The sequence below is a fragment of the Rhizobium esperanzae genome (assembly GCF_014197615.1).
Taxonomy (GTDB): Bacteria; Pseudomonadota; Alphaproteobacteria; order Rhizobiales; family Rhizobiaceae; genus Rhizobium; species Rhizobium esperanzae_A.
Window position 1 is genome coordinate 171,581 of sequence record NZ_JACIFY010000011.1, and the last position, 13,982, is coordinate 185,562.

Sequence of the window (13,982 nt, forward strand, 5' to 3'; positions counted from 1 at the left end):
ATTCAGGCTTGTCAAAACTTGAGTTTTATGTGAAGGAATTCCCGCGCCGCAGGATGAGCGCTCTCTCGGCAGCCGGAACTTGCTCCGGTCAAGTAATCCACGGAACGAAATCTTCCAAATACAGGCTTACTGTCACAGTCCAGCACTAACGATCTATTAACCATAATAGTGTCTTACTGGGAAAGTCGGAGTTTGTGCGGTGCACGCCTTCCTTTGACCAAATTTGACGGCAAGAAGGCGGAAGATGAGCTTGGAAGCTTGACCAGGGCTTTGGGCGGCGGTCGCCGGACACTTCTTGCGAGATCACTTTGTGCCGCCCGGTCCAGCACCGGGCGTTTGGATTCGGGGATTTTGGATCAATGGAACAAGTAGGATTGGCAGCAGCAACGACGGACGTCAGTCTCTGGTCGCTTTTCATGCAGGCCGGCATCGTCGTCAAGCTCGTCATGCTCGGGCTTATCGCGGCCTCGGTGTGGACCTGGGCAATCGTCATCGACAAATACCTGGCCTATGGCCGCGCAAGGCGCCAGTTCGACAAGTTCGAGCAGGTCTTCTGGTCGGGCCAGTCGCTGGAAGAGCTCTACCGCTCGTTGTCGGAACGCAACAATACCGGGCTGGCAGCGATTTTCGTAGCCGCCATGCGTGAATGGAAGAAATCCTTCGAACGCGGCGCCCGTTCGCCGATCGGCCTGCAGATGCGTATCGATCGGGCGATGGACGTGACGCTGTCACGCGAATCGGAATTTCTCGGCGCCCGTCTCGGGTCACTGGCAACGATCGGTTCGGCCGGTCCGTTCATCGGTCTCTTCGGCACGGTCGTGGGCATCATGACCTCGTTCCAGGCGATTGCCGGCTCGAAGTCCACTAACCTTGCGGTGGTGGCGCCGGGTATCGCCGAAGCGCTGCTTGCGACCGCGATCGGCCTCGTTGCCGCTATCCCCGCGGTTATCGCCTACAACAAATTCTCTGCCGATGCCGGCAAGCTCTCTGGCCGCATGGAAGGCTTCGCGGACGAATTCTCCGCCATACTTTCGCGCCAGATCGACGAGAAACTGCAGCCGCGCGCTGCCGCTCAGTAACCAACGGAGTATACTGACATGGGTATGGCTGTTGGAGGCAATGGCGGCGGGGGTGGCGGACGCCGCCGTCGCGGCGGTCGGAACAAGGCCGTGATCTCCGAAATCAATGTGACGCCGCTCGTCGACGTCATGCTGGTGCTTCTGATCATCTTCATGGTCGCAGCACCGATGATGACCGTCGGCGTGCCGATCGACCTGCCGGAAACGCAGGCCAAGGCGCTGAACTCCGAGACGCAGCCGATCACCATCTCCGTCAAGAACGACGGCGAAGTGTTCCTGCAGGAAACGCCGATCCCGGCCGCCGAGATCGCCGCCAAGCTCGAGGCGATCGCCACGACAGGCTATAACGAACGGATCTTCGTGCGCGGCGACGCAACGGCGCCTTATGGCGTCATCGCCGATGTCATGGCCCGTATCCAGGGCGCCGGCTTCAAGAATATCGGCCTCGTGACGCAGCAGAAGAAGGACCAGTAGCGTTCAAGATGAAGACCAGCGTCGTCACATCTGCTGTTCTGCATTGCCTGGTGTTGACCTGGGCGATGGTGTCGCTCAGCGCGCCGGAATCCTTCAAGGTGGAGGATTTCGAGGCGATGCCGGTCGATCTCGTGCCGGTGGAATCCATCACCCAGATGCAGCAAGGTGACAAGAAGGCTCCGAAGAAGGAGACATCAGCGCCGGTGCCGACGACGCGGCCGCCGATCGCCCAGCCGGCCGAAAATGCCGGTGACAACAATGCCGACCTGAAGACGCCGCCGGTCCCGAACGCCAAGCCGAGCAACAGTGAAGCAGCGGCGGCGAATTCGAGCGAGAAGCCGCTGCCGACGATCGATCCCAAGCCGAACGACGTCAAGGAAGTCAACAAGGAAGAGACCGAGGTCGAGCAGCCGAAGGAGGTCGCCTCCATTCCGCCGCCGAAGCCCGTCGAAGTGACGCCGCCGAAGCCGGAGGAAAAGCCGCCGGAAGAACAGGCCAAGCCCGAGGAGCCGCCGAAGCCGGATGCCGAGGCGCTGCCGGACAAGGTGCCGACCCCTGTCGCCAAGCCGGAGGTGAAACCGCCGGAACCGCAGAAACCCGCCGAAAAGCCGCCGGAAAAGACTCCGGACCAACCGAAGGCTGCGGAAGCGCCGACGGACAAGAAAAAGGCCGACAAGAAGCAGGAGGTGGCGAAAGCGGCCTCCTCGATGAAAAGCGATTTCAACGCCGACGAGATTTCGGCCTTGCTGAACAAGACCGATCCTTCCGCCGGCGGTGCCAAGCGTTCAACGCAGGAGGCATCGCTGGGGGCGAAGAAGAGCAATGGTGGCTCGAAGCTCAGCCAGAGCGAAGAAGATGCTGTGCGCGGCTTGATCGAGGGGAACTGGCTTGTCACGCCGGGGATGGAAGGCCTTGCCGGAATGGTCATCAAGGTTCATATGAAGCTCGACAAGGATGGCAACATCATCGGTCAGCCGGAAGTCGAATCGTCAGGTGGCAGCAGCAGCGACTCCACACGCCGTGCTTTAGAAAGCGGCGCTTATAGAGCCGTTATGAAATCCGCACCCTTCTCGATGCTTCCGAAGGACAAGTATGACGCTTGGAATGAGTTCGACCTTAACTTCGATCCAAGCAGCATGGGAATCTAGATGCTGATGGACCTGTCCCATGGTAGCAAGTCTATCGCAGCCGCCAAAATGCTTGGAACGATTCTGGCTTGTGCGCCTGTAACGTTGGCGCAGCCGGTGGATGCGGCGATCTCTGATAAGCCGGCTGTCGATTTGCAGCACGCAATCGCTTCCTCCTTCGATCTTCCTCCCGAGCAGGCGAGGGACGGGGGAGTCGTAATTACTATCCACCTGTGGCTCGATAAGAATGGCGCGATCATTGGTTCACCCAAGGTCACAGCCTCGGGCGGCACCGAAGCTGCTCGGAAAAGTCTGTCGGCTGCGGCCCTCCGCGCCGTTCGGCGTTCCACGCCATTCACAATGCTTCCAAAAGATAAATACGACGGCTGGCAGGAAGTCATTTTGAACTTCGACACCAGCGCTCTTACCCAATAAGATGCTGAAAGGCTTGTTTGATATGGTCAAGTGTTCCCTCATCCGCGCTTTGATGGTCATTGCAGGCCTGATTGGGGCTGCAGCCTTTACGACCCCGGCGAACGCGTTGGTCACCCTCGATATTCGAAAAGGCAACGTTCAGCCGTTGCCGATTGCGGTGACTGACTTCCAGGGCGACATAGGCGCGCAGGTCTCGCAGGTCATCGCCGCCGACTTGCAGCGTTCCGGCCTGTTTGCCCCGATCAACAAGACGGCCTTTATCGAAAAGATCTCCAATCCGGATGCGGCGCCGCGTTTCGAGGACTGGAAGGTCATCAATGCGCAGGCGCTGGTCACCGGCCGGGTTACCAAGGAAGCGGATGGCCGTCTTCGCGCCGAATTCCGGCTCTGGGACCCGTTCGCCGGGCAGCAGATGACCGGTCAGCAGTTCTATACGCAGCCGGAGAACTGGCGGCGTGTGGCTCACATCATCGCCGATGCGATCTACAAGCAGATCACCGGCGAAGAGGGATATTTCGATACTCGCGTCGTCTTCGTCTCCGAATCCGGTACGAAGCAGCAGCGCAAGCGGCAGCTGGCGATCATGGATCAGGACGGCTTTAACGTCCGCATGCTGACTGACGGCAGCGATCTCGTGCTGACGCCGCGCTTCTCGCCGAGCCGGCAGGAAGTCACCTACATGTCCTTCGCCAACCAACAGCCGCGCGTCTATCTGCTGCAGCTCGAAACCGGGCAGCGTGAGGTCGTCGGCAATTTTCCGGGCATGACTTTCTCGCCGCGCTTTTCGCCGGATGGTCAGAAGGTGATCATGAGCCTGCAGCAGGAAGGCAACTCCAACATCTATACGATGGACCTGCGCTCGCGCACGACGACGCGGCTGACCTCGACGTCTGCGATCGACACCTCGCCGTCCTATTCCCCTGATGGCGCGCGCGTCAGCTTCGAAAGCGACCGTGGCGGCAAGCCGCAGATCTACGTGATGAATGCCGATGGTTCCGGCCAGACCCGCATTTCCTTCGGCGACGGTTCCTATTCGACGCCGGTCTGGTCGCCGCGCGGCGATCTCATCGCCTTCACCAAGCAGGCCGGCGGCAAGTTCTCGATCGGCGTGATGAAACCCGACGGCTCGGGCGAGCGCATCCTGACGACCGGCTTCCACAATGAGGGTCCGACTTGGGCACCGAACGGCCGCGTTCTGATGTTCTTCCGCCAGGCGGCAGGCGCCGGCGGTCCGCAGCTCTATTCGATCGACCTGACCGGCTACAACGAACAGCTCATCAAGACTCCGAGCTACGGTTCCGACCCGGCCTGGTCGCCGCTTATGGAGTAGCAGGTGCGGCAATGCCTTCATGTCGCCTCAGAATCATGAAAACCGAGCGACTACGGGACAAATCAGTAAATTGTTAACCATAAACTTTGAGGGGCGGTTAACCGAGTGCGGTTACTGTCCGGAAACCCTGATGAACTCGCAAGGAGACCGGCCATGAGCCGAATTCATACCCCGGCTATGAGCCGCATGCAGAATTTCGCCCGCAACCCCGTCATGATCGCGCTGGTCGCTGGTCTCGCGCTTGCAAGCTGCGCCAAGAAGCCGCCGAACAGCGCCGGTGATCTCGGCCTCGGCGGCGCCGGCGCGGGTGGTGCCGCCACGCCCGGCTCCGCCCAGGACTTCACGGTCAATGTCGGCGACCGCATCTTCTTCGACACTGACTCCTCGTCGATCCGGGCCGATGCCTCGCAGACGCTCGACCGTCAGGCCCAGTGGCTCGCCCGCTACCCGAACTACCAGATCACCGTCGAGGGCCATGCCGACGAACGCGGCACCCGCGAATATAACCTGGCACTCGGCGCCCGCCGTGCCGCCGCTGCCAAGGATTACCTCGCTTCGCGCGGTGTTCCGGCACAGCGTCTGAAGACGATCTCCTACGGCAAGGAACGTCCGGTCGCCGTCTGCGACGATATTTCCTGCTGGTCGCAGAACCGTCGCGCCGTCACGGTTCTCGGCGGCGCAGGCATGTAATCTGCCGATTCCAGTTCGCTTTCGAAAGGCGGTCCCATCCGGGGCCGCCTTTTCTTTTTGACCACACTTTGGCCAGACTCCGTTGCTTTTTGAAAGCAATTGGAAAAATCTCCTGGTCGTGCCATCGAGGTGCGAAGAATCACTGGGACAGGACGATACATATGAAGAAACTTGTCGTGGCAGGCATGCTGTGCCTCGCGGCTGTGACCGGGAGCGAACGGGCGGCCTATTCCGCTTCGTTCTTCGGGCTGCATCTCGGCGGCCGATCCGCGGAAAACCAGGCGGCGCCGCCTGTTGTCAAGGTGCAGAGCGGCGATGCCGAGGTTCGCGTGCAGCAGCTTGAAGAGCAGTTGCGGCAGCTGAACGGCCGGATCGAGGAAATGAGCTTCCAGCTGCTGCAGATGCAGGAGACGATCCGCAAGCAGCAGGAAGACAATGAATTCCGCTTCCAGCAGTTGGAAAAGACGGGTTCCGGCGGCGGCGGGGGTGCCAAGGCGCCTGTCAAGAAGAGTGAGACCGATCCCGCTCCGGCTTCCGGCAGCGACGACGTTGCCAGGATGATCCAAGCACCGCAGGGAGCCGAAACGGCTCCCTCCACCAACGTGCCTGCCAATAGCGGCCTCGGCCAGCCGCCGAAGGAACTCGGCTCGATCGATTTCGATCAGAACGGCAATGCGGTCGGCGGTACCGTCGACGACAATGCCACTGTCGGTTCCGGCCCGATTCCCGATGCCAATCCCGGCACGTCGCAGCAAACAGCCTCGCTCGGCGGTGAGGCGGAGCAGTACAAGGCCGCCTATGGCCATGTCTTATCAGGCGATTACAGCACGGCCGAACAGGAATTCACGCAATACATCACCCGCTACCCGAGCAGCGCGCGGGCGGCCGACGCCAATTTCTGGCTCGGCGAGGCGCTCTATTCGCAGGGCAAGTACAATGAGGCGGCCAAAACCTTCCTCAATGCGCACCAGAAATACGGTACCTCCGAAAAGGCGCCGGAAATGCTGTTGAAGCTCGGCATGTCGCTTGCCGCCCTCGACAATAAGGAGACGGCCTGCGCGACGTTGCGCGAAGTCTCGAAGCGTTATCCGAAGGCTTCGCGGGCCGTCATCAGCAAGGTTGCGAGCGAACAGAAGCGCCTCGCCTGCTAAGGTCTTCCGGCATGCCTCCGGAAGCCGCTTCGCCTCAACAGGCGATCCTCCAGTTTCTCACATCGCTTCAAAGCCCCGCACGCATTCTCGTCGCGATTTCGGGCGGCAGCGATTCCACCGGCCTGCTTCTCCTTCTCGATGAAGCCGTGAAGGCCGCGCCGCATCTCCAGATTTCCCTTTGCGCTGCAACCGTCGACCATGCGCTGCGCGCCGACTCCGCAGATGAGGCGCGCGAGGTCGCAGCCCTCTGCGCATCGCTCGGTATTGCCCACACCATTGCCATCTGGCAGGGCGACAAGCCGAAGACCGGTATCATGGCTGCAGCCCGCGAGGCGCGTTACGGCCTTCTGGCCGAGGCAGCGGAAGCATTCGGCGCCGATCTCATCGTCACCGGCCATACGTTCGACGATCAGCGCGAAACGCTTGCCATGCGTGAAATGCGAACGGAGCAGGTTTCATCCGGTATTGCCGATGCAGTGCTCTTCGGCCGGCGTTTCTGGGTTTTACGACCGCTTCTTTTTTGCACTCGTGCGGATATCCGCGCTTTCCTGAGGGAGCGGGGTGCGGGGTGGATCGACGATCCCAGCAACGAGGATATGAAGTATGAGCGCGTGCGGACGCGCCGGCAGCTTTCGGCCGATACGTCTGCGGAGAAGGATATTCGCGCGGCCTGGGCGGCGCGGCTGGACTTGTCGTCCGCAGGTGCAGAATGGCTGGATCGTTCTTTCAGGCTTCACGGCGGCCTGCTTGGGCAAGTGACGCCTGATGGATTGCGGCAGGATCCTGCAGTGCTCGATTATGCGCTTGGTCGCCTGACGGCCGTTTTCGGCGGGCAGCCTTTCGTGCCGGGCAGGGCGCGGATGGAGCGCCTCCTCTTCTTTGCCGCTGGCGGAGCGCCGGGACGGATGACCGTCGGCAGGGTGGTTTTCGATCTCAGGCGTGACGGGCTTTATCTCACGCGCGAGAGCCGGGGGATCGCGCCGCTGATGTTGCAGCCGGGGGAGGCCGGGGTGTGGGATGGAAGGTTTCGCGTGCACAATGGTTTGAACACGTCGATAGTGGTCGAGGCCGCCGCTCCACGCGCTTCCTCATTCCCTTCGGGTTTAACCCGAGGGATGTCACAGGAATCCAGGGCGCCCAAGTCCTTGGGCGCAAAAGACACTTCACGCTTAGTCGAGTCAATCACCGCGCAGACGCGCGGTGGCTGGATTCTTGTGACATCCCTCGGGTTAAACCCGAGGAAGGGAATGAGGGAGGTTATGTATCATCTCCCTCGATCGGCATGGAACCGCGCCATCGCTTCGGCACCGGCCTTATCCGCTGAAGGAGCCCCTTTATCTCCAGAATCCGCCGGAGCGATCGACCTCGCGCCTTATTTCGCACCCTTCGACCGCTTTTTGACACGATTTGATTTCATCTTTGCCAACAGGCTTTCGGCGGTTTTCGCGACGGCGCCCTATGCGAGGCGGCCTTTAAGAAGTATTGACGGAAAAACCATCTGACCTGGGGTGTTGCCTTGGCAATCGCACGGCGCAACCCTATGTTAGAGACGAATAAGACGGTCGCCATGAGGCGGCTGTTCCATGCTGGGGAGTTCAATGAACCCTAACTTACGAAATTTCGCCTTGTGGGCGATCATAGCGCTTCTGCTGATCGCCCTTTTCAGTATGTTCCAGACGGCGCCGGCGCAGACAGGCTCCCGCGAAATCCCTTATTCGCAGTTTCTGCGTGAGGTCGATGCGGGCCGCGTGAAGGATGTCGTGGTCACCGGCAATCGGCTGAGCGGAACGTATCTGGAAAATAACAATAATTTCCAGACCTATTCACCCGTCATCGACGACAGCTTGCTCGATCGCCTGCAGGCCAAAAACGTTGCTGTCACCGCGCGTCCGGAGACCGATGGTTCCTCCGGCTTTCTGAGTTACCTCGGCACGCTGCTGCCGATGCTGCTGATCCTCGGCGTCTGGCTGTTCTTCATGCGGCAGATGCAGGGTGGCTCACGCGGTGCGATGGGCTTTGGCAAGTCCAAGGCTAAGCTGCTCACCGAAGCGCATGGCCGTGTCACCTTCGAAGACGTCGCCGGCGTCGACGAGGCCAAGCAGGATCTCGAGGAAATCGTCGAATTCCTGCGGGATCCGCAGAAGTTCCAGCGTCTCGGCGGCAAAATCCCGCGCGGCGTGCTGCTTGTCGGTCCTCCGGGCACCGGTAAGACGCTGCTCGCTCGTTCGGTTGCCGGCGAAGCCAACGTGCCGTTCTTCACCATTTCCGGTTCCGACTTCGTCGAAATGTTCGTCGGTGTCGGCGCCAGCCGCGTGCGCGATATGTTCGAACAGGCCAAGAAGAATGCGCCCTGCATCATCTTCATCGACGAAATCGATGCGGTCGGCCGTCATCGCGGTGCCGGTCTCGGCGGCGGCAATGACGAACGCGAGCAGACGCTGAACCAGCTGCTGGTCGAGATGGATGGTTTCGAGGCGAATGAAGGCGTGATCCTGATTGCCGCCACCAACCGCCCCGACGTCCTCGATCCGGCGCTGCTGCGTCCCGGCCGTTTCGACCGTCAGGTCGTCGTGCCGAACCCGGACATCGTCGGCCGCGAGCGTATCCTCAAGGTGCATGCCCGCAACGTTCCGCTGGCGCCGAATGTCGATCTCAAGGTTCTCGCCCGCGGCACGCCCGGTTTTTCCGGCGCCGACCTGATGAATCTCGTCAACGAAGCCGCCCTCATGGCCGCCCGCCGCAACAAGCGCGTCGTCACCATGCAGGAATTCGAAGACGCCAAGGACAAGATCATGATGGGCGCCGAGCGCCGTTCCTCGGCAATGACCGAGGCGGAGAAGAAGCTCACCGCCTACCATGAGGCCGGACACGCCATCACCGCGCTGAACGTCGCCGTCGCCGATCCGCTGCATAAGGCGACGATCATTCCGCGCGGCCGTGCGCTCGGCATGGTCATGCAGCTTCCCGAGGGCGACCGCTACTCGATGAGCTACAAGTGGATGGTTTCGCGCCTCTGCATCATGATGGGCGGCCGTGTCGCCGAAGAGCTCACCTTCGGCAAGGAGAACATCACGTCGGGTGCCTCCTCCGATATCGAGCAGGCGACCAAGCTTGCCCGCGCCATGGTCACGCAATGGGGCTTCTCCGATCAGCTCGGTCAGGTCGCCTATGGCGAAAACCAGCAGGAAGTCTTCCTCGGCCACTCCGTGTCGCAGTCGAAGAACGTTTCGGAAGCAACCGCGCAGAAGATCGACAATGAAGTGCGCCGCCTGATCGACGAAGCCTACACCCAGGCCCGTACGATCCTGACGGAAAAGCACGACGAATTCGTCGCTCTTGCCGAAGGCCTGCTCGAATACGAGACGCTGACCGGCGAGGAGATCAAGGCGCTGATCCGCGGCGAGAAGCCGTCGCGCGATCTCGGTGACGATTCGCCGCCGAGCCGTGGTTCGGCCGTGCCGAAGGCCGGCGCGCGTCCTGCTACGAAGGGTGACGAGCCCGAAGCCGGTCTCGAACCGCAGCCGCATTGAGCAGCTGGCACACCTCGAAAACAGGCCGGATTTCCGTTATGGGAGATCCGGCCTTTTTCATTGGTAACGGGATATATTCATTTTTCTCGCTAATTTACGTGCCGATAGCCACATTTTGTGGCATTCCGCTGAAATGAGGCAAGCATGAATCACGCGGGATGGACGACATTCCATTGAAGCCGGATTTGCTTGGAAGAGGCGCTGCCTTGAATGGCGCGCGGAAAGCGCAGGAGTGCAGATGAAAAGACGCTATTTCGGAACCGACGGTATTCGCGGTCAATCCAACGTCTTCCCGATGACCCCGGATCTCGCGATGCGAGTCGGAATTGCAGCCGGTACGATCTTCCGCCGCGGCAATCATCGCCATCGCGTCGTTATCGGCAAGGATACGCGCCTTTCCGGTTATATGCTCGAAAACGCCATGGTGGCGGGCTTCACCGCCGCCGGCCTCGATGCCTTCATTCTCGGCCCGATCCCGACACCGGCCGTTGCCATGCTCACGCGGTCGCTGCGTTGCGATATCGGCGTGATGATCTCGGCGTCGCACAATCCTTACGAGGACAACGGCATCAAGCTCTTCGGTCCCGACGGCTACAAGCTTTCAGACGAGCTCGAAGCCGAGATCGAGGACCTGCTCGACAAGGACCTGAACGCGCAGCTCGCCAAATCCGATGATATCGGCCGCGCCAAGCGCGTCGACGGTGTGCATGACCGCTATATCGAACATGCCAAGCGCACGCTGCCACGCGATGTGACGCTGCAGGGACTGAGGATCGCGATCGACTGCGCCAATGGTGCTGCCTACAAGGTGGCGCCCGCCGTACTCTGGGAGCTTGGCGCCGATGTCGTCACGATCGGCAACGAGCCGAACGGCACCAACATCAATCTCAATTGCGGCTCCACCAGCCCCGTCGCGCTGCAGAAGAAGGTCGACGAGGTGCGCGCCGATATCGGCATCGCGCTCGATGGCGATGCGGACCGTGTCATCATTATCGACGAGAATGGTTCGATCGTCGACGGCGACCAGCTGATGGCCGTCATCGCCGAAAGCTGGGCCGAAAGCCAGCAGTTGCGTGGCAACGGTATCGTCGCGACTGTCATGTCCAATCTCGGCCTCGAGCGTTTCCTCGACGAGCGCGGCATGGCGCTTGCCCGCACGAAAGTCGGCGACCGCTACGTCGTCGAGCATATGCGCCAGCACAATTACAATGTCGGCGGCGAGCAGTCCGGCCATATCGTGCTCTCGGATTACGGCACGACCGGCGACGGTCTGGTCGCGGCACTGCAGATCCTTGCTGCGGTCAAGCGCACCGGCCGGACGGTCAGCGAGGTTTGCCGCCGTTTCGAGCCGGTGCCACAGCTCCTGCGCAATGTCCGCATCAGCGGCGGCAAGCCGCTGGAGGATATCCAGGTGCAGAAGGCGATCGCCGATGCCGAAGCTGAGCTTGCCAGGAGCGGCCGCCTCGTCATTCGTCCTTCGGGCACCGAGCCGCTGATCCGCGTCATGGCCGAAGGGGACGACCGCGCCCAGATCGAGCGTATCGTCAACGAGCTGATCGGCACGATCTCGAACGTCCGGACCGCCGCTTGATTCCTTGAGGACACATTGGCCTTCCTCTCTCCGCCCTCATCCTTCGAGGCTGCGCCCTGCGGGCTTCGCACCTCAGGACGAGGGCTGATCGGGTGCCTGTGGCCGATGGACCGAGAAGATTAAGGGAAAAGCCGGTGCGCAAGTGCCGGCTCTTTTGTTAACTCCATCATCCAGCAAATCGCCTCGTCCGGTCGTTGCTTCAAAGACTTTCGCCACGATAATTCCTATTTCTCTACCGTAAGCTTCAAGATCTACGGTAAATAAGCGTGGTTAAGCAGCTTTTAACGTTTCCAATTCATTATCCATCCGAAGCGTATCAGATTGGCAGCGACCTGCGCCTGCCGACGCAACCGGATTTTGGAGTGGGATCCATGAAAAGAAGCTTGTCCGGCATCTTCGCCGCATTGTTGATTGCGACAAACGCCTATTCCGCGGACCTCGCCCCTGCCGAGCCTATCCCGGAGCAGCCGCCCGAGGTAACGGTTACCGAAGCGACCGGCTGGTACCTGCGCGGCGATGTCGGTTATGCCTTTACCGATCTGCGCGGCGCGCGCTATTTCCAGGGCAGCAACGCCACGGAAGTCGATTTCGACGACGCTGATCTCGACGACGCATGGACCATCGGCGGCGGTGTCGGTTATCAGATCAACAGCTATCTGCGCACCGATCTGACTCTCGACTATCTCACGCAGGCTGATTTCAAGGGCTCGACATCCGGGCAGTGCGGCTTCCCGCTGGTGGATTGCACCTCGAGCGACCGCTCTTCGCTGACCGCCTACACGCTGCTCGCCAATGCCTATGTCGATCTCGGTACCTACGGCTACGTGACGCCTTATGTCGGCGCCGGTATCGGCGGCTCCTACGTCAAGTGGAAGAACCTGCGTAACGTCGCCTGCGCCGATGACGGCAGCTTCTGCGACGACGAGGTCAACCATGGCGGCAAGGGTAACTGGCGCTTCACCTACGCTCTCATGGCCGGCGCCTCGATCGATGTGACCTGCAATGTCAAGGCCGATGTCGGCTACCGCTATCTGCATATCGACGGCGGCAACATGTTCGGCTATGCCGAAAATGGCGGCCCGGGCCGCGATAAGGGTCTCAGCGTTCACGAAGCCCGCGTCGGCGCCCGCTATCTGTTTGGTGGCTGCGCCCAGGCGAGCTACGAACCGCCGCCGGAAATTCCGCTGCAGCAGCCGGTCTACAAGTAATTTTCATTCCCTTGCATCCGAAAGCCGCCCCGAACCGGGCGGCTTTTTTGTTCCGTCAAGTTCACCTGCGGCAAAATATCCTCCCTCTGCGACACTTCGATCTTGACTATGACGCCTGCTATCCATACACACGGCGGCGGGACACCCTTCCCCAACGAAGGGCTTTCTATCTGAGAGGATAGCATCATGGCGAAGACCGCAAAGCCGGACATCCGTCCGCAGAATACCCATTTTTCTTCTGGCCCTTGCTCGAAGCGCCCTGGTTGGTCGCTCGAAGCTCTTTCCGACGCGGCCCTTGGTCGTTCGCACCGTGCGAAGGTCGGCAAAACCAAGCTCAAGCAGGCCATCGACCTTACCCGTGAAATTCTCGACGTGCCGGCGGATTACCGCATCGGCATCGTTCCGGCTTCCGATACCGGCGCCGTCGAAATGGCGCTCTGGTCGCTGCTCGGCGAACGCGGCGTCGACATGCTCGCCTGGGAAAGCTTCGGCGCCGGCTGGGTCACCGACGTCGTCAAGCAGTTGAAGCTCAAGGATGTGCGCAAGCTCGAAGCCGGTTACGGCGAGCTTCCCGATCTCTCCACGGTCGATTTCGACCGCGATGTCGTCTTCACCTGGAACGGCACCACATCAGGCGTGCGCGTGCCGAACGCCGATTTCATTCCCGCCGACCGCAAGGGCCTGACGATCTGCGACGCCACCTCGGCCGCTTTCGCGCAGGAACTCGATTTCGCCAAGCTCGATGTCGTCACCTTCTCCTGGCAGAAGGTTCTGGGCGGCGAGGGCGCGCATGGCGTCATCATTCTCTCGCCGCGCGCCGTCGAGCGTCTCACCACCTACACGCCGGCCTGGCCGCTGCCGAAGATCTTCCGCATGACCTCGGGCGGCAAGCTGACGGAAGGCATTTTCCAGGGCGAGACGATCAACACGCCGTCGATGCTTTGCGTCGAGGATTACATCGATGCGCTCCTCTGGGCCAAGGAGCTCGGCGGCCTCAAGGCGCTGATCGCGCGCGCCGATGCCAATGCCAAGGTCATCCACGATTTCGTCGCCGCGAACGACTGGATCGCCAATCTCGCCGTCAAGGCGGAAACGGCCTCCAACACTTCCGTCTGTCTGAAGATCGTCGACAAGGACATCACGGCGCTCGACGATGACGGCCAGGCGGCTTTCGCCAAGGGCCTGGTCGGCCTGCTGGAAAAGGAAGGCGTCGCCTATGACGTCGGACACTATCGCGACGCGCCGTCGGGCCTGCGCATCTGGGCCGGCGCCACGATCGAGGCATCCGACATGCAGAAGCTGATGCCCTGGCTTTCCTGGGCCTTCGAAACGCAGAAGGCGCAGCTCGCTCAGGCCGCCGCCTGAGG

The 13,982-nt window shown here is 61.0% G+C and carries 12 protein-coding genes; all 12 read left to right on the plus strand.

Annotation, left to right across the window (positions count from 1 at the left end; genetic code table 11):
- Positions 1 to 359 precede the first annotated feature (359 nt).
- The 12 genes from tolQ to GGD57_RS16650 all read left to right on the plus strand — a co-directional run bounded on the left by tolQ (position 360) and on the right by GGD57_RS16650 (position 13,980).
- Positions 360 to 1,079 (plus strand): protein TolQ, encoded by a 720-nt coding sequence (gene tolQ, locus GGD57_RS16595; protein WP_003582115.1) that lies wholly within the window; start codon positions 360 to 362, stop codon positions 1,077 to 1,079.
- A gap of 18 nt (positions 1,080 to 1,097) precedes the next feature.
- Entirely contained in the window at positions 1,098 to 1,553 is a 456-nt protein-coding gene (tolR, locus tag GGD57_RS16600; protein ID WP_003566333.1) for a protein TolR, read from the plus strand.
- Positions 1,554 to 1,561: 8 nt separating this feature from the next.
- Positions 1,562 to 2,701 (plus strand): hypothetical protein, encoded by a 1,140-nt coding sequence (locus tag GGD57_RS16605; RefSeq protein ID WP_184471437.1) that lies wholly within the window; start codon positions 1,562 to 1,564, stop codon positions 2,699 to 2,701.
- The gene (locus GGD57_RS16610; RefSeq protein WP_184471438.1) at positions 2,702 to 3,115 is read left to right on the plus strand and encodes a hypothetical protein; all 414 of its coding nucleotides are present in this window, start codon (positions 2,702 to 2,704) and stop codon (positions 3,113 to 3,115) included.
- A 22-nt stretch (positions 3,116 to 3,137) separates the two neighbouring features.
- The gene (gene tolB / locus GGD57_RS16615) at positions 3,138 to 4,445 is read left to right on the plus strand and encodes a Tol-Pal system beta propeller repeat protein TolB (protein WP_184471439.1); all 1,308 of its coding nucleotides are present in this window, start codon (positions 3,138 to 3,140) and stop codon (positions 4,443 to 4,445) included.
- Positions 4,446 to 4,598: 153 nt separating this feature from the next.
- Complete coding sequence (gene pal, locus GGD57_RS16620; protein ID WP_097615014.1) at positions 4,599 to 5,135, plus strand: peptidoglycan-associated lipoprotein Pal; 537 nt, start codon at positions 4,599 to 4,601, stop codon at positions 5,133 to 5,135.
- Between the two features lie 161 nt (positions 5,136 to 5,296).
- Entirely contained in the window at positions 5,297 to 6,286 is a 990-nt protein-coding gene (ybgF, locus tag GGD57_RS16625) for a tol-pal system protein YbgF (RefSeq protein WP_184471440.1), read from the plus strand.
- Between the two features lie 11 nt (positions 6,287 to 6,297).
- Positions 6,298 to 7,788: a tRNA lysidine(34) synthetase TilS gene (tilS, locus tag GGD57_RS16630; RefSeq protein WP_184471441.1), complete on the plus strand. Its 1,491-nt coding sequence runs from the start codon at positions 6,298 to 6,300 to the stop codon at positions 7,786 to 7,788.
- A 96-nt stretch (positions 7,789 to 7,884) separates the two neighbouring features.
- On the plus strand, positions 7,885 to 9,816 hold the full coding sequence (gene ftsH, locus GGD57_RS16635; protein WP_085738267.1) for an ATP-dependent zinc metalloprotease FtsH: 1,932 nt from the start codon (positions 7,885 to 7,887) through the stop codon (positions 9,814 to 9,816).
- 238 nt (positions 9,817 to 10,054) lie between these two features.
- On the plus strand, positions 10,055 to 11,407 hold the full coding sequence (glmM, locus tag GGD57_RS16640; RefSeq protein WP_085738266.1) for a phosphoglucosamine mutase: 1,353 nt from the start codon (positions 10,055 to 10,057) through the stop codon (positions 11,405 to 11,407).
- Positions 11,408 to 11,778: 371 nt separating this feature from the next.
- Positions 11,779 to 12,615 carry an outer membrane protein gene (locus tag GGD57_RS16645; RefSeq protein WP_097615018.1) on the plus strand — a complete coding sequence of 279 codons (837 nt, stop codon included), beginning with the start codon at positions 11,779 to 11,781 and terminating at the stop codon, positions 12,613 to 12,615.
- A 186-nt stretch (positions 12,616 to 12,801) separates the two neighbouring features.
- Entirely contained in the window at positions 12,802 to 13,980 is a 1,179-nt protein-coding gene (locus GGD57_RS16650) for a phosphoserine transaminase (protein ID WP_184471442.1), read from the plus strand.
- The last annotated feature ends 2 nt before the right edge of the window (positions 13,981 to 13,982 follow it).